Below are 25771 nucleotides of genomic sequence, written 5' to 3'. Positions count from 1 at the left end.
CAGCCCCTTGTACGCAAGGGGCTGCATCTTCAGGCAAGCGTGGATGCTTGCGGAGCGATGTGTTGCAGCATCCACGCCGCTACCGCCTGCGGATGTTCCAGGTGCAGGTGGTGGCCGCCGTCCATCGATTCGATATCGATATGCGGCACGCAGGTGGCGCGCCCACGCATCATGGTGTCGGGCAGGTACGGCGTGGACGGTCGCGCCAGCAGCAGTGACGTGGGAGCCGTGATGCCGGCGAGCAGGGCATGAATTTGCGTTTCCGCCAGGCGGATGGCGGTGGGGCGGGTCAGGCGCGGGTCGCTGCGCCAATGCCAGCCATCGTCGGTTTGGCGCAGGCCGCGTTCGACGATGGGGCGGGCCAGTTCGGCGCGCAGGCCGCTGGCGATGGCGCGTGCGCTGACGGCCTGGTCGATGTCGCGGAAGCGGCGCAGCGACTTGTCGCTGGCGGCCGGCGCGGCGAGTGCCTTGCGGAAGCGTGCGAGGGTTTGCGTACCGTCGTCGCCGAGCGGGCCCAGGCCTTCGATCAGGTACAACTGTTCGATTCGCGCGGGCGCTGCGGCCGCGGTCAGCGAGGCAACGCCGGCGCCCAGTGAGTGGCCGAGCAGGGCGAAACGCTGCAGCTTCAGCACGTCAGCCGCCGCCAGCACGACACGCACGTAGTCGGGAAAGTGGTAATGCGTGCCGGCGGGCAAGTGGTCGGCGTGACCATGGCCGGGAAGATCCAGCGCGATCACGTGGAAACGCGTGGCCAGCAACGGCGCGAGCTTCGCGAAGCTGGCCGCGTTGTCCAGCCAGCCGTGCACGGCCAGCAGCGGCGAGGCGGCCGGGTCGCCCCAGCTTTGCGCGGCGAGGGTGAGCGGACCCAGCGCGATGCGTTGCTCCGTCGGTTCGATCATGCGGGGGCGTCGCTGCGCAGGGTCTTGGCACGCTGCTGTGCGGCGGTCTGTTGCGCTTGCGCGGTGGCTGCGTCGTAGTCGATGGCGAATTCCGGCCAGCCCTGGGTGTGGCGGAGGATCAGCGTGGCGAGACTGGCGACCTGTTCGGTGCTGTCGTTGAGCGCCGGGATGTAACGCAATTCGTGGCCACCGGCGGCGGTGAAGAAATCGCGGTTCTGCATCGCGATTTCCTCCAGCGTTTCCAGGCAATCCACCGCGAAGCCGGGGCAGGCCACGTCGAGCCGCTTCACACCCTCGGACGCCAGGCGCCGCACGGTTTCGTCGGTATACGGGTGCAGCCAGCGCTCGCGACCCACGCGCGACTGGAAGCTGAGCACGACCTCGGATTCATCCAGCCCCAGGCGCTCGCGCAAGAGTCGTGCGGTGGCATGACACTGGCAGAAATACGGATCGCCGGCATCGCGGTAGCGCTCGGGGATGCCGTGGAACGACAGCAGCAGTTTGTCGCCGCGGCCGTGCGTTTCCCACCAGCGTCGGATGCTGTTCGCCAGTGCGTCGATATGCCCGGGGTCGTCGTGGTAATCGTTGACGATGCGCAATTCCGGCGGCCAGCGCAGCGTCTTGATCGCATCGGCCACGGCATCGAGCACCGAGCCGGTGGAGGTGGCCGAATATTGCGGGTACAGCGGCAAGACCAGCAGTCGACGCACGCCGGCGCGCTGCAATTGCGCGATCTGTTGCGCGACAGACGGTGCGCCGTAACGCATCGCCAGTGCCAGCTTGATCGGTCCCGGTCGCTGACGTCCCAGTTCGGCTTGCAATGCATCGGTCAGCGCCTCGCTGCCGAAGCGCAGCGGCGAGCCGCGTTCTTCCCAGATGCGCGCATAGGCATGCGCCGAACGCGCCGGGCGTGTGCGCAGGATGATCCCGTGCAGCACCAGCCACCACAGCCAGCGCGGGAGTTCGATCACGCGCGGATCGGAGAGGAATTCGGCCAGATACGGGCGTACCGCCTTCGCCGTGGGCGCCTCCGGGGTGCCCAGGTTGACCAGCAGTACGCCAGCCTGAACGGCGGGCGCATGCGCGTCATGAGGCAAATCGGCAAGGCCGGTATAGTGGCTGCGTGACATGGAGGTGCCGGCGGCTGGAACGATCCGCAAGTCTGCCATAACCTGCCGTGGATGCCGCGGGATGAACTTGCGACCGCTGGTCGCATCCAAGCCATGCCGGCCTTCCGTTTGCCCATCATTTGCCTGGAGACATCCATGATCAAAGCCTCCCTGCGTCGACTTTTGCCCGTTGCCATGCTCCTGCTGTTGCCCGCGATGGCCGCGCATGCCGAGGATCCGCCGCTGGTGCGCGCGCAGAACGCGGTGCGCGTGCTCAACGATATCGAGCAGGCGCCGGACAAATCCATTCCCACCGACCTGCTGAAGCAGGCCCATGCGATCGCGGTGATTCCCGACCTGGTCAAGGCCGGTTTCGTCTTCGGTGGCCGGCGTGGCGAAGGTCTGATCTCGGTGAAGCGGCCGGATGGCACCTGGTCCAACCCCAGCTTCATCAGCCTGACCGGAGCCAGCGTGGGCTTCCAGATTGGCGTGTCCTCCACCGACGTGGTGCTGGTGTTCACCACCCAGCGTGGCGTGGATTCCATCGTCAACGGCAAGTTCACCATTGGCGCCGATGCCAGTGCCGCGGCCGGCCCGGTGGGACGCAATGCCAGTGCCGCCACCGACGGCAAGCTGCATGCGGAGATCTATTCCTACTCGCGCGCACGCGGCCTGTTCGCCGGCGTGGCGCTGGATGGCGGCGTGATGCGCATCGACTACGACGCCAATACGGCGGTGTATGGCGCGGGCATCACCCCGCGGCGCATCTTCGAGGGCGGCGTGAGCAACGTGCCGGCGCCAGTGGTGAGCTTCCGCGATGCGCTGGAGGAGTACACTTCAAAGTGATCGTCATGTGCGAAGATCGGCGTTCCCGTGGGTGGAGCCGTTTCCGCCCGGGCATGCCTCGAGGGTAATCATGGGTTTTGACAGCATCTGGCATTGGCTCATCCTTCTGGTGGTGGTGCTGCTGATCTTCGGTACCAAGAAGATCACCAACCTGGGACCGGATATCGGCAATGCCGTGCGTGGCTTCAAGAAGGCCATGCACGGTGATGACGAGGAAGAGGCCAAGGCGAAGGCGAAGGCGGCGGCCGAGAAGCTGCAGGCCGATCCGCCGCCGGCTTCGACCCAGTCCACCACGCAGGAACAGCGCGACTCCACCGAGTCGAAGTAAGAGTCTGCGCATGGTCTCCACGCATCCCGCAGAGGGGTGGAGCAGGCGATGATCGAGATCAGCTTCGGCAAACTGGTGTTGCTGGCGTTGATCGCGTTGATCGTGCTCGGCCCCGAGAAACTGCCCGGCGCGGCGCGTACCGCCGGCGCCTTGCTGCGTCGCGTGCGCAATGGCTGGGACAGCGTGCGCGCCGAAGTGGAGCGTGAGCTGGAAGTGGAAGAAATTCGCCGCACCGCGCGTGAAGCTGCCGCGCAGGCCGAGGCCGTGCAGAAGGAAGTCGAGGCCGGCGTGAAGCAGGTGCGCGAGCCGCTGGATGAAGCCGTGGCCACGATGAAGTCTGCTGGCGCGCCCGCGGTGGATGCGGCTTCTGGCGGGGCGCCGGAGTCGCCTGCGGCGCCGGTCGCGGACGCCGCCACCGGCGCCGACGAAGCGCAGGCCCAGTTGCCTTTGGGCGAGCCCGCCGCCGAGCCCGCCCCTCAGCCCGCCGCGCGGGAGCCGGAGTCATCGCATGGCCGAGCCTGAATCAAACCTGGGCGACGATCTGCAGCAAGGCCTGTTTTCGCACCTGCTGGAACTGCGTTCGCGCCTGATGAAATGCGTGGCCACCGTGCTGATCGTGCTGGTGGCGCTGGTGCCGTTCGCCAACCGTCTCTACAGCGAGCTGGCCGCGCCGTTGGTGGCGCGCCTGCCGCACGGTGCGCACCTGATCGCAACGCAGGTCACCAGCCCGTTCCTCACTCCGCTGAAACTGGCGTTTTACGCGGCGCTGTTCATCGGCATGCCGGTGATCCTGTACCAGCTGTGGGCCTTCGTCAGCCCGGGCCTGTACAAGCATGAAAAACGCCTGGCACGGCCGCTGCTGGTGGCCGCGCTGGCACTGTTCTACCTCGGCTGCGCCTTCGCGTATTTCCTGGTGTTGCCGGCGGCGTTCCGCTTCCTCACGGCGGTGACGCCGCAGGGCGTGGAGATGATGACCGACATCACGCATTACCTCGATTTCGTGATGCTGATGTTCTTCGCCTTCGGCCTGTGCTTCGAGGTGCCGGTGGCCGTGGTGATCCTGGCCGCGGTGGGCGTGGTCGACCTGCCGAAACTGCGCAACGCCCGACGCTACGCCATCGTCGGCGCATTCGCCATCTCCGCCCTGATCACCCCGCCAGACATCACCTCGATGATCATGCTGGCCATCCCGATGTGCCTGCTCTACGAGCTGGGTTTGCTGGCGGTGCGCTGGCTGGTGCCGGCTCGGGTGGTGGGAGCATCGGACGAGATGGAGTGAGTCGGCGCCGGGTTTGACCGGATGGGCCCCGTGTACCGTTCATGCCGAGCGTCGCGCCGCAGGCGCGAAGTCGAAGCACTGAGGCAATACCCTTCGACTCCGCGCCTGCGGCGCTACGCTCAGGGCGAGCGGGAATCGAGGATTCCGGTCGAGCGGATGGTGATGGCTTTCCCTTCTCCCTGTGGGAGAAGGTGGCGCGCAGCGACGGATGAGGTACGGGCGGGGCGAGTCCTTGCAGGCTTGGCGGACGCATCATTGCCGCGCTCTGGCTGAACCCTCACCCAGACCCGCTCATAGGGGGTTTCCTGAGAGGCACCGTGGGAGGACTGTTCGTGACGGGGCCGGGCGTTACCGCGAGCACCCGCCCCTCACCTCAATCCTCTCCTCGCTCCTCAAAGCCGACGCCATCCATGGCGTCTCCCCGCGTACCCCATTGGGGAGAGGATGCGAATGCGGGAAGCGCTTTTACTTGGTTGAAGCGGCGTGATTCAGCGCCAGCCCCTTGAGGATATTCAACGCCTGCGACAGCGCGTAGTCCTGCGTGGCCAGCTTGGTGCTCTGCGCGCTGCCGTCGTTGTCGATATTGCTGCTGCCATCGGCGTTCTGGTTGGCCAGGTGGTGCGGCAGGTCAGCTTCGGAATTGATCGGCATGGCAGGGGTGTCGGCCACGCTGGCGGTGAGGTCGCCCAGGGCGATGTCGGGCTTGATGCCTTCGGCCTGGATCGAGGTGCCGTTGGGCGTGTAGTAGCGCGCAGTGGTGATCTTCACCGCGTGGTCGGCGTCCAGCGGCAGCACGGTCTGCACCACGCCTTTGCCGAAGGTGCGCTGGCCCACGATCAAGGCGCGGTGGTTGTCCTTCAGCGCGCCGGAGACGATCTCGGCCGCCGAGGCGGTGCCGTTGTTGACCAGGTCCACCATCGGCGCGCCGTTCAGCAGGTCGCCCGGATGGGCCGAGAAGCTGAGGTTGGCGTCGCGCAGGCGGCCGCGCATGGTCACGATGGTGCCGGAATTCAGAAAGTCGTCGCTGACTGCCACGGCGGCGGTCACCAGGCCGCCGGGGTTGTTGCGCAGGTCGAGGATGGCGCCTTTCTGCGGACCGTTCTTGGCGATCAGCTCACCCAGCTTTTTCTCCAGGTCGGTAGCCGTGTCGTCCTGGAACTGGCTGATGCGGATGTAGGCGTAACCCGGTTCCAGCTCGCGTACCTTTACGCTGCTGACGGTGATCAGCTGGCGGGTAAGCGTCATGTCTACCGGCTTGTCGCTCTTGGCATGCAGGATCGACAGCGCGATCTTGCTGCCGGGCTTGCCGCGCAATTCCTGGAACAGGCCGTCGATATTGTCGGCGTCGACCAGCTTGCCGTTGACCTTGAGGATGATGTCGCCTGGCTTGATGCCGGCGCGGGCGGCGGGCGTGTCGTCGATCGGCGTGACGATGCGCAGCACGCCGTTGTCCTCCAGCACCTCGATGCCCAGGCCGCTGTACTGGCCGCTGGTGTCCTCGTCCAGATCCTGCAGGCCCTGCTTGTCGAGATAGGCGCTGTGCGGGTCGAGGTTGGCCAGCATGCCCTTGATCGCGTCGTTCATCAGCGCCTTGTTGCCCACGGGTTCGACGTAGGCCTGGCGGATGATTTCGTAGACGCGGGCGAAGCGGCGGATGTCGTCCGTGTCGACCTGGTTGCCTGTCGCGCTGGAGCTGGCGGATGCCGGGGCATCGCTGCTGGCGGCGGGCGCCGGGCCGGTCTGTGCAAACGCGAGCGGCGAGGCCAGCAGCAGGGCGATCAGGCTGAAGGGGGAAAACCGCATGGAACGACTCCGCGAACTGAAGGGGGCAGCATCCGGCTTGGACCACCGGCAAGCGCTGAAATTCAACGGGCCGAAGGATGGGGAGCCGAAACTACGCCATCCTAGCCGGTGATGGTGCTGGCGTGGCGTCAACGTTGTTGTCGCAGCCACGAACGCGGGTTGACCGGCTTGCGGTTGTGACGCAGTTCGAAATACACGCCGGTGCTGCTGCTGGTGCTGGGCAGGGCGGTGCCCAACACGGTGCCGGCCTTCACCGCGTCGCCCACGTTGTGCAGCAGGGTTTCGTTGTTGCCGTACATGCTCATCCAGCCATTGCCGTGGTTGACGATGATTAGCAGGCCGTAGCCGCGCAGGAAGTGCGCGTAGACGACGCGGCCGGCGGCCACCGCGTGCACTTCGCTGCCGGCTGGTGCCGCGATCAGCACGCCGTTGCCGTAGTCGTGCACCGGGCCGGATGCGGGCCATGGCAAATTGCCGCGGGTGTTGGCGATCTTGCCCGCCGGCACGCCGGTTTCGTGGCGGCCTGCCTTGGCGGCTTCCGCGGCGGCGCGGGCGGCCTCGTCGATGGCCTTCTGCAGCTTGTCGAGCAACTGGTTCAGCGACTGCTCGTTCTGCTTCATCGCCGCCAGTTTCTGGCCCTGGCTCTTGTATTGCGCGTTGACCTGGCTGGCCAGCTTCTGCTGCGCGGCGCGTTGCTGGCGCAAGGTCCTGGCCTGTGCCTCACGCTGGGCGCGGACGGCTTGCAGCGCTTGCTGCTCGGCGGTGATGGAGGTCTCCAGCGCCTGCAGTTTGGCCAGGTCATCCATCAGCTGGTTGACCTTCTTCACGCGATCCTGCTGGAAGTACTTCGAATACGTCAGCGCGCGCGCGATGCGGGCAACGTCCTCGCCACCCAGCAGCACTCGCATGTCGGTGCCGCGGCCGAGGGCGTAGGTGGCGCGCAGCAGGTCGGCGATCGCCGCGCGCTGGTCGTGCAATTTCTGCTGCAGATCGTTGCGCTGCTGCTGCAACTGGTCGAGCTGCTGCTGCTTGGCGGCGATCTGGGCGTCGGTTTCGCGGACCGCCTTGGCGGCGGCGGCCAGGGCATTGGCCTGCTTGGCCAGGGCGGCGTCAAGAGTGTCCCGTTTCGCGGCGGTTTGCGCCTGCTCCTGCGCCAGCGCCTTCATCTTGTCGCGGATCTCGGCCAGCTTCTTCTGCGCCTGGGCCTGTTCGGCCTGGGGCTTGTCGGTCTGACGTGCGGCAACGGGCCACGCGAAGGCGGTGCAGGCGAGCAGGGCCGCGAAGGCGAGGGAGGCGGAGCGGAGCATCGTGGGCTTGGGCATGCGGGGATTATCACCGAGCCGCGGCGCGGCCGCGAGCCGGGCGCGACGGTACGCCGAATCACGGGTCTGCTGCCCTGTTTGGCCGTGAGCGGCGTTTGCACCGGATCGGGCTGTTGCATGCGGTGAATCCACCCGGATGGCTGTGCCTTCACGCAGAAGATTCATCGAGGGCCGGCATTGCCTCGATCGGGAAAGCGGATCAGTGGTGGTCGCGAGGGAAAGTGGACGCCCCCTGTGCTTTCGATGAGTCGTGGCAATTGGAAGTCTATACGTCCAAATAAAGATTTTTGCGGCCTGTTTTTTTCGTCAGTCTCGCGAAGGTTTTCGTAAAGAAAATGTATGCCATTCGTAATGGACTTGTGAAGACATGGTCGAGATGTTACGAATGTCGCCGCAGGAAGCTGCTATCCCCGCTCAAGCGGCTGCCTGTACCCACCGAAGGGATCCCCCGTTCCCCTTCAAAGCCGGTCCCCTCCGGTGCATCCACGCAAAACAATTCGAGCGAATCGTAGTGTCTCCCTTTTGGGGTGGAGGTTATTTCGATGAATCGCAACAAGCTTTCGCTTGCCCTGGCCGCGTTGCTGCTGACGCCCGCCATTGGCGCTGTCCATGCACAAAGCACGTCGTCATCCAGTTCCGGCACACAAGACCAGAACGGCACGTCGGTGCAGAACGCCAAGCAGATGCAAACCATCACCGTCACCGGTTCGGCGCTGCCGCGCATCGACGTGGAGACACCCTCGCCGGTGACCGTGATCACCGCGAAGCAGATCGCTCGCAGCGGCCTGACCACGCTGTCCGACGTGGTACGCGCGGTATCGGCCGACAACAGCGGCTCGGTCCCGAATGCCTTCAGCAACGGCTTCGCCGCCGGCTCGTCCGGCGTGGCGCTGCGCGGCCTTACCGTGAATTCCACGCTGGTGCTGATCGACGGCCATCGCAACGCCAATTACCCGGTGTCCGACGACGGCCAGCGTTCGTTCGTGGACCTGAATACCATTCCACTGGCGGCGGTCGAGCGCATCGAAGTGCTGAAGGACGGCGCCTCGTCGCTGTATGGCGCCGATGCGATCGCCGGCGTGGTCAACATCATCCTGCGCCGCAGTTTCCAGGGCGTGGAAGCCACGGCTGACGTGGGCACCTCGCAACATGGTGGTGGCTTCACCCGCAAGGCCACTTTCCTGGCCGGTGGCGGCGATCTGGAAAAGGATCACTACAACGCCTACCTGAGCGTGCAATACCAGAAAGACAACCCGATCATGGCCAGCCAGCGTGGCTTCCCGTACAACACGGGCGACCTCAGCTCGCTGGGCGGGCCAGGCCTGGGCGGTGCGCCCGGGCATGCGGCCGGTACCGACGGAGCGATCCGCCCGAATACCGCCGGCAGCCTGTGGCAGCCCTTGCACGGTTGCACCACCGGGCCACTGATCACCGATCCGAAGAATGGCAGCTGGTGCCGTTACGATGCGAAAAACCGTTACGCGCAGGTGCAGCCGGCGATGGAGCAGGGTGGCATCTACAGCCGCTTCACGGTCAAGTTGAACGACACCACCACCGCGTATCTGTCGGCCAGCTACAACGAGGCCAAGACCACCACCCGGGGCGCACCTCGTTCGATCCAGAGCAGCACGCCGAACAACACCAACAACATCGCGTTGCCGGTGGGCAATCCGTCCAACCCGTTCGTGGTGCCGGCGCTGATCAGTTACAACTTCGGCGATATCCCGGTCGGCTTCAATTACGACAACCACAATGCGCGCATCGTGGGTGACGTGTCTGGCCAGGTGGGCGAATGGAACTACGACGCCGCGCTGGTGCTCAACCACGAGTGGCTGGATTCGACCCAGCAGGGTTACATCAGCTATGCGGCACTGATGGATGCCGTCGCCAAGGGCACTTACAACTTTGCCAATCCGTCGGCCAACTCGGCGGCGATTCGCTCGGCATTGGCGCCGGGCTACAACAAGACCTCGACCAGCGACCTGGATACGCTGGACCTCAGCGCCAACCGCGAGTTGTGGGACCTGCCGGGTGGCCCGATGGGCCTGGGCATCGGTGCGCAGATCCGGCATGAAGCGCAGAACGATCCCACCCTCAACCCGAACTTCGAGTTCCAGGGCCTGGGCAACGCGCAGACCAAGGGCAGCCGCGAAGTCAGCGGCATCTACGCCGAAGTGGACATGCCGCTGCTCGACTCGCTGGAGGTGGATGCTTCCGGTCGTTTCGACCATTACACCGACGCGGGCAACAACTTCTCGCCCAAGATCGGCTTCAAGTACAAGGCCACCGACTGGCTGGCCTTCCGCGGTACCTACTCGAAGGGCTTCCGGGCGCCGTCGTTCGCCGAGAACGGCTCCAGCTCGACCCAGGGCTTCGTCACCCACACGCCGCCGCCGGCCTTCCAGACGGCGCACGGCAATGATGCCTACGTGCTGCCGTACAGCCTTTCCGAATACACGCTGGCGAACAAGAACATCAAGCCGGAGAAGGCGCGCAGCTTCACCTTCGGCGTGGTGCTGCAGCCGACCAGCTGGTTGAATGCCTCGGTCGACTACTACAACATCAAGAAGACCAACAACATCGTGGCGGCCGATACGTCTTCGGCGCTGGCCAACTACTACGCGGGCCTGCCGCAGGCACCCGGCGTGACGGTGATCCCCGATCTGCCCGATCCGGATCATCCGGGTGCGCTGGCGCGGCCGTCCGAAATCATCGGCTCGTACCTCAACGCCAACTCGCTGAAGACCACCGGTATCGACGTGGACCTGCAGGCCCATTTCGAGTTTGCCAACAACTGGCAGTACATCAGCGAGCTGACCGGCACGCAGATCTTCCAGTGGAAGGAAACCCTGGCCGATGGTTCCACGCAGTCCTACGTGGGTACCCAGGGGCCGTACAACCTGTCGTCCGGTGCGGGTACGCCGCGCAGCCGCGCCTCGTGGTCGAACACGCTGGTAGCCGGTCCGCTGACCGTCACCGGCACGCTGTATTACACCAGCGGGTACAGGGAGATTGCCGCGGATGTGGGCACGCTTGGGCTGTATAACGGGGATTGCTTGAGCACCAATCCGATCACTGGCTTGAACTTCCCGTCGAGCTGCAGCGTCGGCGCGTTCTACGACTTCGATCTCACCGGCAGCTATGCGTTCAACGATCACTTCAGCCTGACGGCGTCGGTGATGAACGCGTTCGACCGCAAGCCGCCATTCGATCCGGCGAACTACGCGGGTGGTGGCCTCAACTACAACCCGACCTGGTCGCAGGCGGGTCTGGTCGGCCGCTTCTACAACCTGGGCGTGAAGGTGAAGTTCTAGCCAAACAGGCGGTTTTTACCGCGTCTGACACGGCGCGCCGGCTTGCCGGCGCGCCGTGTGCTTTATGCCGTATGCGACTAGCGCAACGCTGGCCGTGACGCGCAATGTCGCCGAGAATGCAGACTCCTGGCCCGCACGACATGCACGTAACCCGATTCGCGACGTGTGCCGAGATGCAGGCGTTTCGAACACGGATCGAGGAGACAGATGCGATGCGCATGGGCCTGGCCGCCAATCAACTGCACCACAGTCACGACGATGGCGCGCTGTTCCGCTGGCTGCGCGCCTGCGAGGCAGGCATCCGCGAATTGAAACTCGGCCTGCACGCCGTGGGGCGCACGCATGACGCGATCGTGCGCGCGAACATGCTGGTGGGCTACGCGCCGCTGCGCCGCTATCCGTATGGCCGCGAAGGCGGCCTGATGAAACTGGTGGCCGAAGTGGTGGGGCTGGACGAGACGGAACGCACGCTGGACGGGGCGATCTACCTGATCGATCCGGTCGATCCGTCCTCGGTGTTTCCCGAGGCGGTGGCACTGAAGCGACAATGCGTGATCCACGCCAAACCGTTCATTTCCACCGTGGCCTCGGCCCGCGACTGGGTGGAGATGGAACGCATCCATGCGGGGCTGGCGCCCGATCCCGGCGCCGACGATTTGTATGCAACGCAGACACGCACGCTGGCGCTGATTGCCCACGATGCGATGAAACCGCAGATGCTGGCCTACGCCGCGGAGCACTTCGACCTGCTGTCGCGTTTCGCCCGTCGCGTGGCCACCGGCACCACCGGCCAGCGCCTCAACGAGCTGGCCTGGAGTCGCGGCTGGCCGGAAGGCCAACAGTGGGTGGACCGCTACCAGAGCGGCCCGATGGGCGGTGACGCGCAGATTGCCGACCTGGTGCTGGAGCGCCGCTGCCAGCGTGCGATCTTCTTCGAGGATCCGCACGTGGCACGTCAGCACGAGGCCGATATCCAGTTGCTCGAACGCGCGGTGACCACGCGCACCGATGAAACCGTGTGCATGACCTCGCCGCGCGTGGCGGCGCGCTGGGCCGAAGCGGCGCGGGTCAGAAGCGAGAAGTGAGTGGAGAGGAGTGAGAAGTGAGAGAGAGCAAGATCGTGCAAGGTGACGTTTCCGTGCGGGAATCCGAGATGAGTCGCGCTGGCATGCCGCGCGCGGCACTCTCACTCCTCACTCCTCTCCACTCACGCCTGCCCTCATGTGCCTGATCGCCTTCGCCTGGCAAGCACATCCGCGCTGGCGTCTGCTGCTGGCGGGCAATCGCGACGAATTCCACGCGCGGCCCAGTGCACCGCTGGCGCGTTGGGACGACTTGCCGATCATCGCCGGCCGCGACCTGCAGGCCGGCGGTACCTGGCTGGGTGTGACCGGGGATGGACGTTGCGGCGTGGTGACCAATGTGCGCGATCCGCGTGACCCGCAGCGGGGTCAGTCGCGGGGACTGCTGCTGACCGATTATCTGGGTGGAAGTGCCGACGCTGCCACGCATGCCGAAGCGTTGCGCGCCTGCGCAGCCGACTATCGCCCGTTCAACCTGCTTACCTTCGATGCGCACGACGCGTTTTATCTCGGCAATCGTCCCGAGGCGCGTGCGCAGGCAGTAACCCCGGGTGTGCACGGCCTATCCAATGCGGACTTCAATACCCCGTGGCCGAAGACGCGGGCCTTGATGCAACGGCTGCAGCGATGGACGACATCCGCCGATGCCGACGATTTTGCGCCGCTGTTCGCCGCGCTGGCCGATGAACATCAGGCCCCGGACGACGAATTGCCGGACACCGGCGTGGGGCTGGAACGCGAGCGAATGCTGTCACCGGCCTTCATTCGCGGCGAACACTACGGCACCCGCGCCAGCACGGTCGTGGCGATCGGCCATGATGACCGCGGTGTGATCGTGGAACGACGCTTCGGGCCGCATGGACGCTTCGATGGCGAAACCCGTCTCGTGTTGCCGTAGGAGCACCCTGCTCACGCTCCTAGGGGCGTGAGCGAAAGGTTTTCGCGGTATCGAGCCAAAAGCATTCGCGCACAGGGTGCGCTCCTACACGTATCGGCAGCGATGCCGCGCGCTCGATGCGGCACAGGCCTACGCCGTTGGTCGCCCGTCCCGCCTGTCGTTCGTCCCGGGCATCGCATAGCGTGAGGTTTCATGGACGCAGCGGGAGCGCGAGATGCGCAGGCAACGGCAGGGATGGGTGCTTTGTGTATTGATGGCGGTGGCACAGGTCGCCTTGGCAGACAGTTGTCCGGCCTGGTCGCCCACGCAGGCAAAGCAGGAGCTGGCCGCGCTGCACGACCGGCTCGATCGCTGGAATCATGACTACCGCGTCAACGGCCAGTCGGCGGTGGACGACGCGGTCTACGACCAGTCGCTGGCGCGGCTCGCGCAATGGTCGCGCTGCTTTCCCGAACAGGCACCGCCGATGCCCAGACATCTGGCCGATGCCAGCGGCACCGTTCGCGCGCCGGTGGCGCAGACCGGGTTGGCCAAATTGCCGGATGCAAAAGCGCTGGCGGCCTGGATGCGCGCTCGTGGCAACCGCGACTTGTGGGTACAGCCGAAAGCCGATGGCGTGGCGGTGACCCTGGTCTATGTGGATGGCCGCTTGCAGCAGGCGATCAGTCGCGGCGATGGCGTGCACGGTTCGGACTGGACCGCCAAGGCCATGCGCATCGCGGCCATCCCGAAGCAACTGCTGCACGCGCCGGCGCGCGTCATCCTGCAGGGCGAGATCTACTGGCGGCTGGCCGATCACGTGCAATCGCGCGATGGTGGCGTCAACGCGCGTTCGGCGGTGGCCGGGGCGCTGGCGCGCGCGGTGTTGGACGATGCGACCGCTGCGCATATCGGCCTGTTCGTGTGGGACTGGCCCAATGGTCCGGCGGACATGCCGGCGCGCTTGGCCGGCATGCGCGCGATGGGGCTGGGCGACAGCGCGGACTACACGCACCCGGCGACTTCCATCGATCAGGTCGAGCGCTGGCGCGCGCAGTGGTATCGCCACCCGATGCCGTTCGCTGCCGATGGCACGGTTGTGCGCCAGGGTCATCGCCCACCCGGCCCGCAATGGGAGCCCGCGCCACCGGCGTGGGCGGTGGCGTGGAAGTATCCCGCCGCGCAGGCCTTGGCCGAGGTGCGCGCCGTCGACTTCACTCTCGGGCGCACGGGGCGCATCACGCCGGTGCTGGAACTGGTCCCGGTGCAACTGGGCGACCATCGCGTGCAGCGGGTCGGCGTGGGTTCGCTGCGGCGCTGGCGTGAGCTGGATATCCGCCCTGGAGATCAGGTGGAGATTGCGCTGGCCGGTCTCACCATTCCACGGCTACAGGCGGTGGTGTGGCGAACGGCACAACGCGCCCCGGTCGAGGTGCCCGATCCGCATGCGCATGATGCCGCCACCTGCTGGCAGGTCGCGCCGGACTGCCGGCGCCAATTCCTCGCGCGGCTGGAATGGTTGGGAAGTCGGCAAGGCCTGCAATTCAGTGGCGTGGGCACCGCCACGTGGCAGGCGCTGATCGACGCCGGGAAGGTGCGCCACCTGCTCGACTGGCTGGTGCTGACGCCAGAACAATTGGCCGGCGTGCCGGGCATCGGTGCCGGTCGCGCAGAGGCCATTGCGCACACCTTTGCCCGTGCGCGCCAGCACTCGTTTGCACGCTGGCTGCATGCGCTGGGCCTGCCCGGCCGCATACCGCCTGAAGCAAACAACTGGCAAGTGCTGCAATCGCGAAGCCTTGCCGATTGGCAGGCGACAGGCATGAGCGCGAGTCGCGCACGACGGCTGCTGGCGTTCGTCCACCAGCCGGATATGCAGGCGCTGGCGGTGCAATTGCATGGTGCCGGCGTGCAGGGATTCTGAGCGTGGGTGTGATGGCGCGCCGGGCCACGTCGCGCGTTGGCGTCAGTTCTTCAGCTCGCCATCCACGTAGTACCAGCGGCCATCCTCGCGCACGAAACGACTGAGCTCGTGCTGGCGTTGTGCGCGGCCGCCACCGAGGCGGTAGCGTGCGATGAATTCGACCGTGGCGTGGTCGTCGTCAATCAGCCGACCGTCGCGGATTTCCAGTCCCAGCCAGGTGGGCTGCGGGTGTTGCGCAGCCAGTCGCAGCGAGGCGGGGCGCGTTTCGGCGTGCCAGGTGGCCAGCAGGTAGTCCTCGCGTTGCAGCACGTAGGCGCTGTAGCGCGAGCGCATCAGTTGCTCGGCACTCGTAGCCGCGGCGCCGTCGTGCAGCGGGCCACAGCAGGTGGTGTAACCGGAAGGGTTTCCGCACGGGCACGGTGTCAGGGTATCGATCGATCGCATGCCGTCTTTTTACCGCGAAGTCGACATGCCGTGTTGCACGGCGATCATCGCGAGGCCCGAAAGCCTCTCAGGCCGGTCGCCCGCGCAACACGCGTGCGGGCAACATCAACACCGCGCCAAGAAAGGCGAACACCGCACCCACGGTGATCCCGACCAGCCGCAGGGGCAGGCACAGCAGCCACACGATCGGGTACATCACCAGGGCCAGCAACGCGAGCGGCCAGCAGAACACCAGCAACAACATCCAGAGCAGGAAAGCAGCCATGTGGCGACCTCGTGGAAGGAGTGCAGCGGACTCTAGCGCAGTGATGTCGCTGCGTACATGAGCGCCCAGGTAGGCCCGCGCCGACAGACGCACCACCGTATCCACGTTTACCCTTTGCAGGGAATGGCATCTGGAGTCCGACGTCAGGTCGAACAGCGCTTCACGCAAGACTCGGTGCTCGACATTTGGCAACGTGAGAATCATTGAACATGGGATTTGACAGTATCTGGCACTTGTTGATTCTGGTTATCGTGCTGGCCGTGCCTGTGGCGATCATCGTGCTGATCGTACGATTGGTGCGGCGTCTGTCACGAGGGGCCAGTCCGGCGCCGTCCACCGAAGCGCGGCTGCGGGAGCTGGCATCCTTGAAAGCGCGCGGTCTGGTGACCGAAGCAGAATACGAGCGGCAACGCCGTGCCATTATTGGCGATGTCTAGGAGCGTGGGCGGCCGAAATCTCAGGCCATCGGGTTCACGCCGATCAGCGCCTGGTGCAACCAGAATGCGAATATCGCCCAGACCACCACGCCGATCAGCACGGTCGTCACATCTCCGCGCAGGGTGCCGGCGGGATAGGTCGTGCCGGTGAGGCGATCGCGTCGGCGCAATACGGCGAACAGTGCGATGGCCCACGCCAGCAGCGCGCCGAACAGCACCACGTCGCGCAACATGCCGGTGGCCAGCAGGTGGCCGAGAGCCCACACCTTGACCGCCAGCAGCATCGGGTGACCCAGCCTGGCCTTGATCCGGTTGCGTGGCACATAGGCCGCAGCAAGCAGTACGAAGGCGACGAGGGTGAACAGCGCATTGAGATGGCGCAGCCACATCGGCGGTATGTACAGCAGTGCGGGGTGCTGCCGCGCCAGTCCGAAGCCCCAGATCAGCACCACGAAACCGATGATCGAGACGGTGGCATACAGGCCCTTCCAGGGCAGCACGCCCAGGCGGGCAACCTGTTTTTCGCGCCAGTCGGGGACGAAGATGCGCACCGAATGCATGCCCAGGAAAATCACCAGGCCGAGAATCAGCATGGACATCGCGGAGCTCCGATAGCGGCAATGAAGGCCGAGTATAGGCGGCTTGCGTACGCGGCGTTCGCGACCTGTTGCAGGAAGGCGGAAAGCGCCGTTCTGTGGTCTTTCAAGCCGGCAAGCTCGTTCTGACTGGGGTGCCTGCGAGGATCGCGTGCGTTGGTCGGGTTGGGCGACCGGTGCCCCTCTCCAGGATGCCTCGATGTTTCCTGGGCTAGTCAGGTGGCGACTTCAACCCGAACAACCAGCGCCACCGCGTCAGGGTGCACAAACAGTGGGGCAGCGTGGGGCGACGGTCGCCACGCGTCGCCCGCACGCAGCGTGCCCTCGGCGCTGGCTATCATGCCGCGTGCGCAATACACCAGCACCACGGCATCATCGGCGGTGAGGGGGCCGGCATCCCGACAGGCGCGGACGTCACCACGCACTTGCGAACGCCGCACCATCAGGTTGAAGTCGCGGGTGGGGCCGCCGGCCAAGGTCACCGCGACCTGCGCCTCGCCGGCAAAGGCAAACGGTGCGCATGGCGTGGTGAGGGCATGCGTGCGCTCACCATCCAGCGTCATGTTGAAACCGTCGCCGTCGAGCAGGGTGATGACACGGTCGATGCCGGGAAAGATCGAGAACGGCGCGGCGCTGTCCACCTCGGCTACGCTGATGCGCCACAGAAAATCGTCCATGCCTGCATTGGACGGATGGACGGCTATTTCGTGGGTACGGCCGAGGCCATTTTTCCATGGCTGGGCGAGGCAATCATCGAGGCGAATGATGGGCATGGAGGGTCAGCTCACGGTGCGGAAGGCGTTGCTTTTCTTCTCCCCCTGCGTGCAGGGGGCGATGGTTCGAGACGGTGATCATGTCACCCGCTCGATGACCCGTTCGAACGGCGGCAGCGCGCGCAGCATGCCCGCGCCATAGCGCTTGGTGACCACGCGGCGGTCCAGCAGCACGATGCGTCCGGTGTCGGTTTCGTTGCGGATCAGGCGGCCGCAATACTGGGTCAGCAGGCGCGTGGCTTCGGGCACGCTGACCTCGATGAACGGGTTGCGTCCGCGCGATTCCAGCCACTCGGCGTAGGTGGCGCCGACCGGGTCGGTGGGCACCGCGAACGGCAGCTGGGTGATGACCACGGTCTCGCACAGCTTGCCGGGGAGGTCGACGCCTTCGCCGAACGAGGCCAGTCCGAATAGCGTGCTGCCCTTGCCGGATTCGATGTCGGCGCTGTGTTCGGCCAGCAATTGCGCCTTGGCCAGCGAGCCCTGCGCGCGCACCTTGCGCACCTTGTCGATCGGCAGACGCTGCAGCACGCGGTCGAGCTTGGCGCGCGAGGTGAACAACACCAGGTTGCCGGCATCCCAGTCGAGATATTCGGCCAGCCAGTCGCTGATTTCCTGCGCGTGCTCTTCGCGTGCGTCGGGCATCGAGCGCATCAGCGGCACTTCCAGCCGTGCCTGGGCGGAGAGATCAAACGGCGAGGGCAGGCTCAGCGTCACCGCATCATCGGGCAGACCCACCGCATCGGCGAAACCGCGGAAATTGCCGCCGGCGCTGAGCGTGGCCGAGGTCAGTACCACGCCGCTGGCGTTGCCCCACAGTACGGTGCGCAGCAGGCCGCCGGCGGAAACCGCCGAGGCGTGGCAGACCAGTTGCTGGTCGCCGCCCAGCGTGACCCAGCGCGCCAGCGGCGGGGCGTTGTCGGGATCGTCGCTGGCCCAGGCGCGCCAGCAGGCGGCTTGTTTGCCAATGCGTTCCAGGGCCATGCCCAGCTCGCGCGACAAGGCTTCCTGGGTCGGGCCGCCGTCGGTCATCTCGACGATCGCGCGGCGCACGGCGGTCAGCCAGCGCTGCACTTCGCCGGTGAGCAGGCTGAGCATGCGTGCGTGTTCTACCCATGCCTCCGGAAGCTGGCCGAGCGAGCCGCGATACATCGGCTCGTTTTCGCCCGGATCGGGCAGCCAGCCGAGGCGGATGGTTTTTTCCAGCTCTTCCAGCGCGTCGCTGAGCTCTTGCAGCTTGGCGTCGCCGACATCCAGCGTGAGCTTGCCCAGCACTTCCTTGTCGGTCAGCGAATACGCCGCATGCACCTGCCGGCCGAGCCGGCTCAGCTGGCGCACGGTGGCGTTCATGTAGACCTCGGAGGCGCCGCGATCGATCGCCTTGCCGGGCACGTGATGGCCTTCGTCGAAGATGTACAGCGTCTCGTCCGGACGCGGCAGGATCACGCCGCCCCAGCCTTCGTCCTCACCGGGCATGGTGAGGTCGGCCAGCACCAGATCCTGGTTGGCCACGATGATTTCGGCATCTTCCACCGCACGGCGTGCACTGAAGAACGGGCAGGTCATGAAGAAGCCGCACTTGCGGTTGGTGCAGCCACCGGCGCTGGTGGTGAGCATGGGGCGAAGCAGGTCGCTGACCGGTTCCGGCGCGCTATCCATGTCGCCGTTCCATTCGCCGCTGTCGAAGCTGGCGCCGAGCTGGGCCAACGCCTGCTTGTCGCGCGGTTGCGGCGGCTTGGCCCACAGCGCCAGGTCGGCGTCGAAGCCGGCCAGTCCCATCTGGCCCGAGTCGTTCATGCTGTTGCGGGCCATGGCCAGGTTGCGCGGGCACAGATAGCGGCCGCGCCCCTTGGCCAGCGCCACTTTCGCCTCGATACCGTTGAGCTTGAGGTAGAGCGGAATGTCGCGCTGGACCAGCTGTTCCTGCAGCGCCACGGTGGCGGTGGCGATCAGCAGCTTTTTCTTCTGGAAGCGCGCGACTTCCACGCCGGCGATCAGGTAAGCCATCGACTTGCCGGTGCCGGTGGGCGCCTCGATCGCCGCCGCGCCGCCACTGCGGCTGAGCGCCTTGGCCACCTCGGCAATCATCTTGCCTTGCGAACCGCGTGCGCGAAAACCCGGCAAACCGTCTTTCAGGCGGGCATAGGCGGCGCGGATGGCGTCCTTGGTGGTGTCGGTAAGCATCCGGCCATTGTCCCACGGCCGGAGCGGTGGATGGCTCAGCCTGCGGCGGCGATCTGCCGCAAGGCCTGCTCGAACGCCTCCGGTGGCTGTCCGCCGGAAATCAGGTGCTGGCCGTTGACGATGGTGGCCGGCACCGAGTGAATGCCGCGCGAGGTGAAGAATTCCTCCTGCGTGCGCACTTCGTCGGCGAATTCGCTGCCGGCAAGAATCTGTCGTGCCCGGTCGGCATTCAGCCCGGCGTCGGAGGCGATCCGCACCAGCGTGTCGTGCGCGCTGACGTCTTCGCCCTCGGTGAAATACGCGCGCAGCAGCGCCTGCTTCAGTGCGAGCTGATGGCCTTCCAGCTCGGCCCAATGCAGCAGCCGGTGTGCATCGAAGGTGTTGTAGACGCGGCTGCGCCGGTCCATGTTGAAGGTGAAACCGACAGCGGCCCCGCGCGCGCGAATCGCCTCGCGGTTGGCATCGATCTGCTCAGCGGAACTGCCGTACTTGCGCACCAGGTGCTCGGTAGCGTCCTCGCCTTCGGCCGGCATCTGCGGATTCAGTTCAAACGGCTGGAAGTGGATGTCCGCCGTGACCTCGCCGTCGAGATGCTTCAATGCCTGCTGCAGCGAAGCGAGTCCCACCGCACACCACGGGCAGGAGACGTCGGAGACGAAGTCGATGCGGATGGGGGTGGATTCGCGTGGGGTAGTCATGGGCGCGTACGTTAGGTTGCGGCAATTGCCGTGGACCCCATCTCACATGCGGGCATGCAGAGGAGTAATCAATCGCGCTTGCTTGAGGCAGAGTCGCTATGGACTCGTACTGGTTGATCCCGTTGGCGTTCAAGCATCGTCGTGACTGTTGTCGGTCCGGGACAGCCGTGCCAGTTTGTCGTGTGCGCTCATGGCAAGCAGCGACGGCAGGCGTTCAAGCATGGGATGGCCGACACCTTCGCTGCGCATGAAGCGCGACAGGTCGCTGGCGTGGTCGGGCAACGCGGTGGCCATGGCGGTGATGCGTGTCAGTGCGGCATCGACATCGACATGGGCGCTGCGCAGCAGCTTTTCCCAATGATGCCGGTGGATGTCGCGCAAGCGGTAGGTGTTGCCGATCTTCATCGCCAGGATCAGCTTGTCCTGGCGCAGTGATGGATAGGGTAGCGCGCTGCCCAGGTCGTACAGCGGCGCAAGGCGGATGCGACCGCCGCCGCCGAACAGCAGCGCGTAGTTTTTCGCGTGGGCGTCGGTGCCGGCAATCAGCCAGTTGAATGCCAGCGCATCGATGAAGGTGTCGACGTCGCGCGCCGGGGCGCTGGAATGAGTGCGCAGTGCATCGACGATGGCCTCGGGGCTTGGGCCACCTTCATTCTGGTATTTGCGCGTGGGCGAGATGGCCAGGGCCTGGCAGAAATCCTCTTGATGAACGCGCAGCAGTTGGCCGTCGTGCTCGATGCGATCGAAGCGGGTGACGACGATGGCGGCCTCACCGTTGAACCGCCGTACTTCGGAATACGCGGCCGGCAGCCCGAGGCGACGGGCCAGGGTCAGGCAGAAGTGTTCGTTTTCGGCGTGGCCGTCAAACGCATCGCTGGGCGGTTTCAGAATATGCGTGGTCGGCGTGCGCCCGGCGGGGACGCCCCATCGGCCATCGCGCAGCAACAGGGCGGTTTTGGGTTGCGCTCCGGCGAGGCTGAACTGGCCGTGGTCGCCGGCGCGGCGGGTAGCGGAAGGATCGTTTCGCAAGGCACGCAGTCGCTCGCCAATATCCGCTTCGCTCAGCCAGACAATGTCTTCTTCAGCGGTCACTTGTACTGCATCGAGCCGTTCCGGCGGCACGAACTGGACGGCGCCCGCGCAATCTTCTCCGATATGGCTGAGCAAGCTGAAGGCGTTGCGGGCGGAGACGTGAAAACGGTTGGCCCAGCGCGTCAGGGTCTGCTCGTTATCCGGCAGCAATCCCCACATGAAAGCGTCGATGGCGGCGTGCGGATGCTCGGCACGCACCAATGGCATGGACAGCGACAACGGGATCGCATTGTGCTGCTGTCGCCAGGCGTTGGCGTAGACGAAACGCGAACGGCCGCTGCGATCACGGATGACCTCACCGATCATCGTGCCGTTCATCAGGACGACGAGACTTTGCGCGCTCATTGTGGTTTGCGTGCAGCATCGACGATGGCATCGATATCGATCCCCGGAGTGTCGGCTACGCCCGTGGCATAGCGAGGTGTGCCGACTTCCAGCGGGATATCCAGCACGTTGAGCGCACGCAATACCAGGCCGATCTCGGCGCGTGGCTTGCCATGCTCCACCTCGACCAGCCATTGCCGACTGACGCCGACGCGCCGGGCCAGCTCGGCCTGATCGAGGCCGGCTTTTTGGCGCCGCTCGCGTAGCAAGGCGCCAATATCCTGCGGAGTCCTGATCAGCATCATAACCTCGATGTCGCCATACGGCGACATGATGAATTGTCCACGTACGGCGACATTATAGGCATGTCGTCGTACGTAGACAATCTCTCGCAAGTCCAGGCTTTGCCTGGGTTATCAGCTTTCCGCCATGCTCAACGCCAGTGCCTCGGCCACCTTGATGCCGTCCACAGCGGCGGAAAGGATGCCTCCCGCATAGCCGGCGCCTTCGCCGGCGGGATACAGGCCGCGGGTGTTGAGGCTTTGCAGGCTGTCGTTGTCGCGCTTGATGCGTACCGGTGATGACGTGCGGGTTTCAACGCCAGTGAGGATGGCGTCGGACATGGCGTAGCCGCGAATCTGTCGCTCGAATGCGGGCAGCGCCTCGCGGATGGCGGCGATGGCGTAGTCGGGCAGCGCGCTGTCGAGGCTGCCCAGGGTCACGCCGGGTTGGTAGGACGGTTGCACGTCGCCGAATTCACGCGAGGGGCGGCCGGCGAGGAAATCGCCGACGAGTTGTGCGGGGGCGCTGTAGCTTTCGCCGCCGAGGACGTAGGCGTGGCTTTCCAGGGCGCGTTGCAACGCGATGCCGGCGAGCGGACTGGGCTGGCCGTTTTCGAGCCGGCCGTCGAACGGCACAAAATCGGATGGCTCGATGCCGACCACCACCGCCGCGTTCGCGTTGCGTTCGTTGCGCGAGTACTGGCTCATGCCGTTGGTGACCACGCGACCGGGCTCGCTGGTGGCCGCCACCACGGTGCCGCCGGGGCACATGCAGAAACTGTAGACCGAGCGGCCGTTGCCGGCGTGACTGCTCTTGCAGTGATGCACCAGTTTGTAATCGGCCGCGCCAAGGATCGGGTGGCCGGCTTGCGGACCGAAACGCGCACGGTCGATCACCGATTGCGGATGCTCGATGCGAAAGCCGATCGAGAACGGCTTGGCCTCCAGGTAGACGCCACGCGCGTGCAGCATCTCGAAGGTGTCGCGCGCGCTGTGGCCAAGCGCCAGCACCACGTGATCGGCGCGGAGCTGCTCGCCGCTGGCCAGCGTCACGCCGCGCACGTGGCGTTCGCCGGCGGTGTCGGTATCGATCAGCAGGTCGTCGACGCGCTGGCTGAAACGGATTTCGCCGCCCAGCGATTCGATCGTGGCGCGCATGTTCTCCACCATCGTCACCAGCCGGAAGGTACCGATATGCGGCTTGCTGACGTAGAGGATTTCCTCCGGCGCGCCGGCCTTCACGAATTCGGTAAGCACCTTGCGGCCGTGGTGCAGCGGATCGCGGATCTGGCTGTGCAGCTTGCCGTCGGAGAAGGTGCCGGCGCCGCCCTCGCCGAACTGCACGTTCGACTCCGGATGCAGGTTGCGCTTGCGCCACAGGTCCCAGGTGTCCTTGGTGCGCTCGCGCACTTCCTTGCCGCGGTCGAGGATGATCGGGCGAAAGCCCATCTGCGCCAGGATCAGCGCGGCGAACAGGCCGCACGGGCCGAAACCGATCACCACCGGACGGTGAGTGATCTTCGCCGGGGCCTGGGCCACGAAGTGGTAAGTGGTATCCGGCGTGGGCTGCACGTGCGGGTCGCCGGCGTGGCGTGCGAGCAGGGCAGCCTCGTCGATCACGTCCACATCCAGCGTGTAGATCAGCGCGATCGCGCCACGCTTGCGCGCGTCGTAGCCGCGGCGGGACACGGTGTAATCGCGCCATGCGTCGCGCGGCACGCCCAGCTTCGCGCAGATGGCCGCTGCCAGCGCCTCGTCGGCGTGGTCGAGCGGGAGCTTGATGTCGGTCAGTCGCAGCATGCGTGGAAGGCGTGGAGAGGTGGAAAGCGATTTTCGCATGCCGGGCAGGGAAGGCGGCGCGAATGGCTGCCTTCCCGCCCTCTCGTTCACCCTGAGCGCAGGCCCGAAGGGCTGGCGTCGAAGGACACCAGGCGTTTCGACTCTGCTCGCCAACGCGAGCGACGCTCAGCGCGAACAGGTGAAGGTGGTGCTACGGCGGGCTTACGGACTGCCGATGAAGTCGCTCTTGCCGATCTCCACGCCCATGCCGCGGAACAGGTTGTAGGCGGTGGTGCAGTGGAAGAACAGGTTGGGGAGGGTGAAGCCGAGCAGGTAATCCTGGCCGCTGAGAGTCACCTCGCCGTTGCGCGTCTTCATGTGGACTTCGCGGGCTTCGCTGCCGTCGATCTGCTCGGGCTTGAAGCTCTTGACGTACTCGATGGCGGCGTCGATGCGTGCATACACCTGCGCCAGCGTGGTCTCGTTGTCCTCGAAGCTCTTCGGCTCCGCGCCGGCCAGTCGGGCGGCACCGCGCGCGGCCATGTCGCAGGCGATCTGCACCTGCTTCACCAGCGGTAGCATGTCGGGAATCAGCCGCGTCTGCAGCAGCACTTCGTCGGTCACATTTTTCGATTTCGCATGCGCCTCGCCCTTCTGGAACACGTGGCGCAGGTTGCCCAGCGCGCGCACGAAGACGGGGACGGATGCCTGATACATGGAAAGGCTCATGGGGATGACTCCGGTGGTTCGTTGGGAAGCATGTCGGCGACGGGAGCGGCCAGGGGCGACGTCTCGCCGGGGAAGGCGATGGGTGCTTCGTCGTTCGGGGCCGACACGGTGGTTTGCGAGGGACGGGTGGCGCGCACGGCCACCAGGGTGGCGGCGGCCAGCAACAGCGCAGCCAGCACGAACGCGGCGCCGGGCAGATGGTGTACCGGCGCGTGGTTGCTGATGAATAGCGCGAAAAGATTGGCGAACAAGGCCGGGCCGAAGATGCCGGCGAGACTGGCCAGGCTGCTCAGCGCACCTTGCAGGCGACCCTGTTCGTGGGCGTCGACTTGATGCGTCACCAGCGCTTGCGCCGGCGGGCCGGCCAGCCCGCCGAGCGACAGCAGCGGGATGCCGAGCAGGAACAGCCAGGCGGTCGGCGCCAGGCCGAACAGCACGTAGCCGCCAATGCACAGCACCAGTCCCAGCAGGATCATCCGTCGCTCGCCCAGTGACGGCATCAACCGGCGCACCAGCACGGCCTGCACCAGCCCGCTGCACAGGCCGACCAGGCCCAGCGTGTAACCCACCACCTGCGGTCCCCAACCGAAGCGGTAGTCGGTGTACAGCACGTAGGTGGAGTTCAGCGAGAACTGCGCCAGGTTGATCAGGAAGAACACCGCCGCCAGCCCGAACACCTGCGGATAGCGGCGCAACAGCATGACGGCGCCCAGCGGGTTGGCGTGGCGCCATTCGAAGCGCTTGCTGCGGCGCTCCGGCGGCAGCGACTCGGGCAGCACGAACCAGCCATAGCAGAAATTCACCAGCGACAATCCGGCCGCCACCCAGAACGGCAGGCGGATCGACAGATGGCCGAGAAAGCCACCCAGCGCCGGGCCCACGATGAAACCGATGCCGAACGCCGCACCCAGCGTGCCAAACGCTGCCGCGCGCTTTTCCTTCGGCACAATGTCGGCGATATAGGCGTTCGCGGTGGTGAAGCTGGCAGCGCACATGCCCGATATCGCACGGCCCACGAACAGCAGCCACAACACCGGCGCCAACGCCATCACGATGAAATCCATGCCCAGTCCGAAGCTGGAAATCAGGATCACCGTGCGGCGACCGTAACGGTCCGACAACGCGCCCTGTACCGGCGAGAACACGAATTGCATCAGCATGAACAGTGCGCCGAACGCGCCCACCCACACCGCGGCCTGCGCAATGCTGCCGCCGATCAGTTCGACAATCAGGTGCGGCAACACCGGGATGATGATGCCGAACGCCAGCATGTCCACCGTCACCGTGACAAAGATGAAGGCGAGCGCGGCGTGGCGCGAGGGTGACGGCTTGGATGCGTCCATGGAAGCGAGGGCAGGTGGGGTGGGCACGATAGCGCATCTGCCG

The 25771-nt window shown here is 65.8% G+C and carries 24 protein-coding genes; 9 read left to right on the top strand and 15 right to left on the bottom strand.

Translation table 11 applies throughout. The features are described from left to right. Nucleotides 1-29 precede the first annotated feature (29 nt). Nucleotides 30-899 (bottom strand): alpha/beta fold hydrolase, encoded by an 870-nt coding sequence (locus tag BMY90_RS02970; RefSeq protein ID WP_092701345.1) that lies wholly within the window; start codon nucleotides 897-899, stop codon nucleotides 30-32. Beyond that, nucleotides 896-2029: a ferrochelatase gene (gene hemH, locus BMY90_RS02965; RefSeq protein ID WP_092701790.1), complete on the bottom strand. Its 1134-nt coding sequence runs from the start codon at nucleotides 2027-2029 to the stop codon at nucleotides 896-898. The genes BMY90_RS02970 and hemH overlap by 4 nt, the downstream gene beginning before the upstream one ends. A gap of 135 nt (nucleotides 2030-2164) precedes the next feature. On the opposite strand from hemH, the gene BMY90_RS02960 reads away from it, so the two are divergent. The 4 genes from BMY90_RS02960 (at nucleotide 2165) to tatC (ending at nucleotide 4461) form a co-directional block, all read left to right on the top strand. Beyond that, nucleotides 2165-2854, top strand: coding sequence for a lipid-binding SYLF domain-containing protein (locus BMY90_RS02960; RefSeq protein WP_092701787.1), 690 nt, complete (start codon nucleotides 2165-2167; stop codon nucleotides 2852-2854). 70 nt (nucleotides 2855-2924) lie between these two features. Further along, the gene (tatA, locus tag BMY90_RS02955; protein ID WP_008215886.1) at nucleotides 2925-3182 is read left to right on the top strand and encodes a Sec-independent protein translocase subunit TatA; all 258 of its coding nucleotides are present in this window, start codon (nucleotides 2925-2927) and stop codon (nucleotides 3180-3182) included. Between the two features lie 48 nt (nucleotides 3183-3230). Then, nucleotides 3231-3704: a Sec-independent protein translocase protein TatB gene (gene tatB, locus BMY90_RS02950; RefSeq protein WP_092701342.1), complete on the top strand. Its 474-nt coding sequence runs from the start codon at nucleotides 3231-3233 to the stop codon at nucleotides 3702-3704. Then, nucleotides 3691-4461 carry a twin-arginine translocase subunit TatC gene (gene tatC, locus BMY90_RS02945; RefSeq protein WP_092701339.1) on the top strand — a complete coding sequence of 257 codons (771 nt, stop codon included), beginning with the start codon at nucleotides 3691-3693 and terminating at the stop codon, nucleotides 4459-4461. The genes tatB and tatC overlap by 14 nt, the downstream gene beginning before the upstream one ends. Nucleotides 4462-4926: 465 nt before the next feature. Here tatC and BMY90_RS02940 read toward each other — a convergent pair whose 3' ends face one another. Both BMY90_RS02940 and BMY90_RS02935 read right to left on the bottom strand, forming a co-directional pair. After that, nucleotides 4927-6264, bottom strand: a complete 1338-nt coding sequence (locus BMY90_RS02940) for a S41 family peptidase (RefSeq protein WP_092701336.1) — start codon at nucleotides 6262-6264, stop codon at nucleotides 4927-4929. Between the two features lie 128 nt (nucleotides 6265-6392). Then, nucleotides 6393-7586 carry a murein hydrolase activator EnvC family protein gene (locus BMY90_RS02935; protein WP_092701333.1) on the bottom strand — a complete coding sequence of 398 codons (1194 nt, stop codon included), beginning with the start codon at nucleotides 7584-7586 and terminating at the stop codon, nucleotides 6393-6395. Nucleotides 7587-8128: 542 nt separating this feature from the next. Here BMY90_RS02935 and BMY90_RS02930 point away from each other — a divergent pair. The 4 genes from BMY90_RS02930 to ligB all read left to right on the top strand — a co-directional run bounded on the left by BMY90_RS02930 (nucleotide 8129) and on the right by ligB (nucleotide 14783). Further along, nucleotides 8129-10900 (top strand): TonB-dependent receptor, encoded by a 2772-nt coding sequence (locus BMY90_RS02930; protein WP_092701330.1) that lies wholly within the window; start codon nucleotides 8129-8131, stop codon nucleotides 10898-10900. Nucleotides 10901-11112: 212 nt separating this feature from the next. Continuing rightward, nucleotides 11113-11985, top strand: coding sequence for a methylglyoxal synthase (locus BMY90_RS02925; protein ID WP_008215895.1), 873 nt, complete (start codon nucleotides 11113-11115; stop codon nucleotides 11983-11985). A gap of 136 nt (nucleotides 11986-12121) precedes the next feature. Further along, nucleotides 12122-12880 carry an NRDE family protein gene (locus BMY90_RS02920; RefSeq protein ID WP_008215897.1) on the top strand — a complete coding sequence of 253 codons (759 nt, stop codon included), beginning with the start codon at nucleotides 12122-12124 and terminating at the stop codon, nucleotides 12878-12880. A gap of 214 nt (nucleotides 12881-13094) precedes the next feature. Next, nucleotides 13095-14783 carry an NAD-dependent DNA ligase LigB gene (ligB, locus tag BMY90_RS02915; RefSeq protein WP_092701327.1) on the top strand — a complete coding sequence of 563 codons (1689 nt, stop codon included), beginning with the start codon at nucleotides 13095-13097 and terminating at the stop codon, nucleotides 14781-14783. A 42-nt stretch (nucleotides 14784-14825) separates the two neighbouring features. On the opposite strand, the gene BMY90_RS02910 is transcribed toward ligB, so the two are convergent. Then, nucleotides 14826-15227: a YchJ family protein gene (locus tag BMY90_RS02910; RefSeq protein ID WP_092701325.1), complete on the bottom strand. Its 402-nt coding sequence runs from the start codon at nucleotides 15225-15227 to the stop codon at nucleotides 14826-14828. Between the two features lie 67 nt (nucleotides 15228-15294). Next, a complete protein-coding gene (locus BMY90_RS02905; RefSeq protein WP_008216524.1) occupies nucleotides 15295-15492 on the bottom strand; it encodes a hypothetical protein in 198 nt (65 codons plus the stop codon). Between the two features lie 209 nt (nucleotides 15493-15701). Here BMY90_RS02905 and BMY90_RS02900 point away from each other — a divergent pair, with 209 nt between their 5' ends. Next, nucleotides 15702-15929, top strand: coding sequence for an SHOCT domain-containing protein (locus BMY90_RS02900; RefSeq protein WP_092701322.1), 228 nt, complete (start codon nucleotides 15702-15704; stop codon nucleotides 15927-15929). 20 nt (nucleotides 15930-15949) lie between these two features. Here the strand turns inward: BMY90_RS02900 and BMY90_RS02895 are convergent, their stop codons facing one another. The 9 genes from BMY90_RS02895 to BMY90_RS02855 form a co-directional block, all read right to left on the bottom strand. After that, nucleotides 15950-16528 carry an NnrU family protein gene (locus BMY90_RS02895; protein WP_092701319.1) on the bottom strand — a complete coding sequence of 193 codons (579 nt, stop codon included), beginning with the start codon at nucleotides 16526-16528 and terminating at the stop codon, nucleotides 15950-15952. Nucleotides 16529-16740: 212 nt separating this feature from the next. Continuing rightward, the gene (locus BMY90_RS02890; protein WP_092701316.1) at nucleotides 16741-17298 is read right to left on the bottom strand and encodes a HutD/Ves family protein; all 558 of its coding nucleotides are present in this window, start codon (nucleotides 17296-17298) and stop codon (nucleotides 16741-16743) included. Between the two features lie 78 nt (nucleotides 17299-17376). Continuing rightward, entirely contained in the window at nucleotides 17377-19482 is a 2106-nt protein-coding gene (gene dinG, locus BMY90_RS02885) for an ATP-dependent DNA helicase DinG (protein WP_092701313.1), read from the bottom strand. 35 nt (nucleotides 19483-19517) lie between these two features. Continuing rightward, on the bottom strand, nucleotides 19518-20180 hold the full coding sequence (locus tag BMY90_RS02880; RefSeq protein ID WP_092701310.1) for a DsbA family oxidoreductase: 663 nt from the start codon (nucleotides 20178-20180) through the stop codon (nucleotides 19518-19520). A gap of 129 nt (nucleotides 20181-20309) precedes the next feature. Next, complete coding sequence (locus tag BMY90_RS02875) at nucleotides 20310-21617, bottom strand: type II toxin-antitoxin system HipA family toxin (protein ID WP_092701307.1); 1308 nt, start codon at nucleotides 21615-21617, stop codon at nucleotides 20310-20312. Further along, nucleotides 21614-21898 carry a helix-turn-helix domain-containing protein gene (locus BMY90_RS02870; protein ID WP_245734832.1) on the bottom strand — a complete coding sequence of 95 codons (285 nt, stop codon included), beginning with the start codon at nucleotides 21896-21898 and terminating at the stop codon, nucleotides 21614-21616. The genes BMY90_RS02875 and BMY90_RS02870 overlap by 4 nt, the downstream gene beginning before the upstream one ends. A gap of 114 nt (nucleotides 21899-22012) precedes the next feature. Further along, nucleotides 22013-23677 carry an NAD(P)/FAD-dependent oxidoreductase gene (locus BMY90_RS02865; RefSeq protein WP_092701301.1) on the bottom strand — a complete coding sequence of 555 codons (1665 nt, stop codon included), beginning with the start codon at nucleotides 23675-23677 and terminating at the stop codon, nucleotides 22013-22015. A 201-nt stretch (nucleotides 23678-23878) separates the two neighbouring features. Further along, complete coding sequence (locus BMY90_RS02860) at nucleotides 23879-24385, bottom strand: DUF1993 domain-containing protein (RefSeq protein ID WP_008216539.1); 507 nt, start codon at nucleotides 24383-24385, stop codon at nucleotides 23879-23881. Then, complete coding sequence (locus BMY90_RS02855; protein ID WP_092701298.1) at nucleotides 24382-25728, bottom strand: TCR/Tet family MFS transporter; 1347 nt, start codon at nucleotides 25726-25728, stop codon at nucleotides 24382-24384. The genes BMY90_RS02860 and BMY90_RS02855 overlap by 4 nt, the downstream gene beginning before the upstream one ends. Nucleotides 25729-25771: the final 43 nt, after the last annotated feature.

The sequence above is a fragment of the Rhodanobacter glycinis genome (assembly GCF_900114325.1).
Taxonomy (GTDB): Bacteria; Pseudomonadota; Gammaproteobacteria; order Xanthomonadales; family Rhodanobacteraceae; genus Rhodanobacter_A; species Rhodanobacter_A glycinis.
Note: the sequence above shows the minus strand (reverse complement) of the source record. Positions and strands in the feature narration are given on the sequence as shown.

Coding starts and splice junctions, on each gene's coding strand:
- tatB (WP_092701342.1), top strand. CDS start 3,231: ATGATCGAGATCAGCTTCGGCAAACTGGTGTTGCTGGCGTTGATCGCG.
- BMY90_RS02870 (WP_245734832.1), bottom strand. CDS start 21,898: ATGCTGATCAGGACTCCGCAGGATATTGGCGCCTTGCTACGCGAGCGG.
- BMY90_RS02855 (WP_092701298.1), bottom strand. CDS start 25,728: ATGGACGCATCCAAGCCGTCACCCTCGCGCCACGCCGCGCTCGCCTTC.
- BMY90_RS02930 (WP_092701330.1), top strand. CDS start 8,129: ATGAATCGCAACAAGCTTTCGCTTGCCCTGGCCGCGTTGCTGCTGACG.
- BMY90_RS02865 (WP_092701301.1), bottom strand. CDS start 23,677: ATGCTGCGACTGACCGACATCAAGCTCCCGCTCGACCACGCCGACGAG.
- BMY90_RS02925 (WP_008215895.1), top strand. CDS start 11,113: ATGCGCATGGGCCTGGCCGCCAATCAACTGCACCACAGTCACGACGAT.
- BMY90_RS02895 (WP_092701319.1), bottom strand. CDS start 16,528: ATGTCCATGCTGATTCTCGGCCTGGTGATTTTCCTGGGCATGCATTCG.
- BMY90_RS02920 (WP_008215897.1), top strand. CDS start 12,122: ATGTGCCTGATCGCCTTCGCCTGGCAAGCACATCCGCGCTGGCGTCTG.
- BMY90_RS02905 (WP_008216524.1), bottom strand. CDS start 15,492: ATGGCTGCTTTCCTGCTCTGGATGTTGTTGCTGGTGTTCTGCTGGCCG.
- BMY90_RS02970 (WP_092701345.1), bottom strand. CDS start 899: ATGATCGAACCGACGGAGCAACGCATCGCGCTGGGTCCGCTCACCCTC.
- BMY90_RS02900 (WP_092701322.1), top strand. CDS start 15,702: ATGGGATTTGACAGTATCTGGCACTTGTTGATTCTGGTTATCGTGCTG.
- ligB (WP_092701327.1), top strand. CDS start 13,095: ATGCGCAGGCAACGGCAGGGATGGGTGCTTTGTGTATTGATGGCGGTG.
- BMY90_RS02860 (WP_008216539.1), bottom strand. CDS start 24,385: ATGAGCCTTTCCATGTATCAGGCATCCGTCCCCGTCTTCGTGCGCGCG.
- dinG (WP_092701313.1), bottom strand. CDS start 19,482: ATGCTTACCGACACCACCAAGGACGCCATCCGCGCCGCCTATGCCCGC.
- BMY90_RS02960 (WP_092701787.1), top strand. CDS start 2,165: ATGATCAAAGCCTCCCTGCGTCGACTTTTGCCCGTTGCCATGCTCCTG.
- tatC (WP_092701339.1), top strand. CDS start 3,691: ATGGCCGAGCCTGAATCAAACCTGGGCGACGATCTGCAGCAAGGCCTG.
- BMY90_RS02940 (WP_092701336.1), bottom strand. CDS start 6,264: ATGCGGTTTTCCCCCTTCAGCCTGATCGCCCTGCTGCTGGCCTCGCCG.
- BMY90_RS02890 (WP_092701316.1), bottom strand. CDS start 17,298: ATGCCCATCATTCGCCTCGATGATTGCCTCGCCCAGCCATGGAAAAAT.
- hemH (WP_092701790.1), bottom strand. CDS start 2,029: ATGTCACGCAGCCACTATACCGGCCTTGCCGATTTGCCTCATGACGCG.
- BMY90_RS02880 (WP_092701310.1), bottom strand. CDS start 20,180: ATGACTACCCCACGCGAATCCACCCCCATCCGCATCGACTTCGTCTCC.
- BMY90_RS02910 (WP_092701325.1), bottom strand. CDS start 15,227: ATGCGATCGATCGATACCCTGACACCGTGCCCGTGCGGAAACCCTTCC.
- tatA (WP_008215886.1), top strand. CDS start 2,925: ATGGGTTTTGACAGCATCTGGCATTGGCTCATCCTTCTGGTGGTGGTG.
- BMY90_RS02935 (WP_092701333.1), bottom strand. CDS start 7,586: ATGCCCAAGCCCACGATGCTCCGCTCCGCCTCCCTCGCCTTCGCGGCC.
- BMY90_RS02875 (WP_092701307.1), bottom strand. CDS start 21,617: ATGAGCGCGCAAAGTCTCGTCGTCCTGATGAACGGCACGATGATCGGT.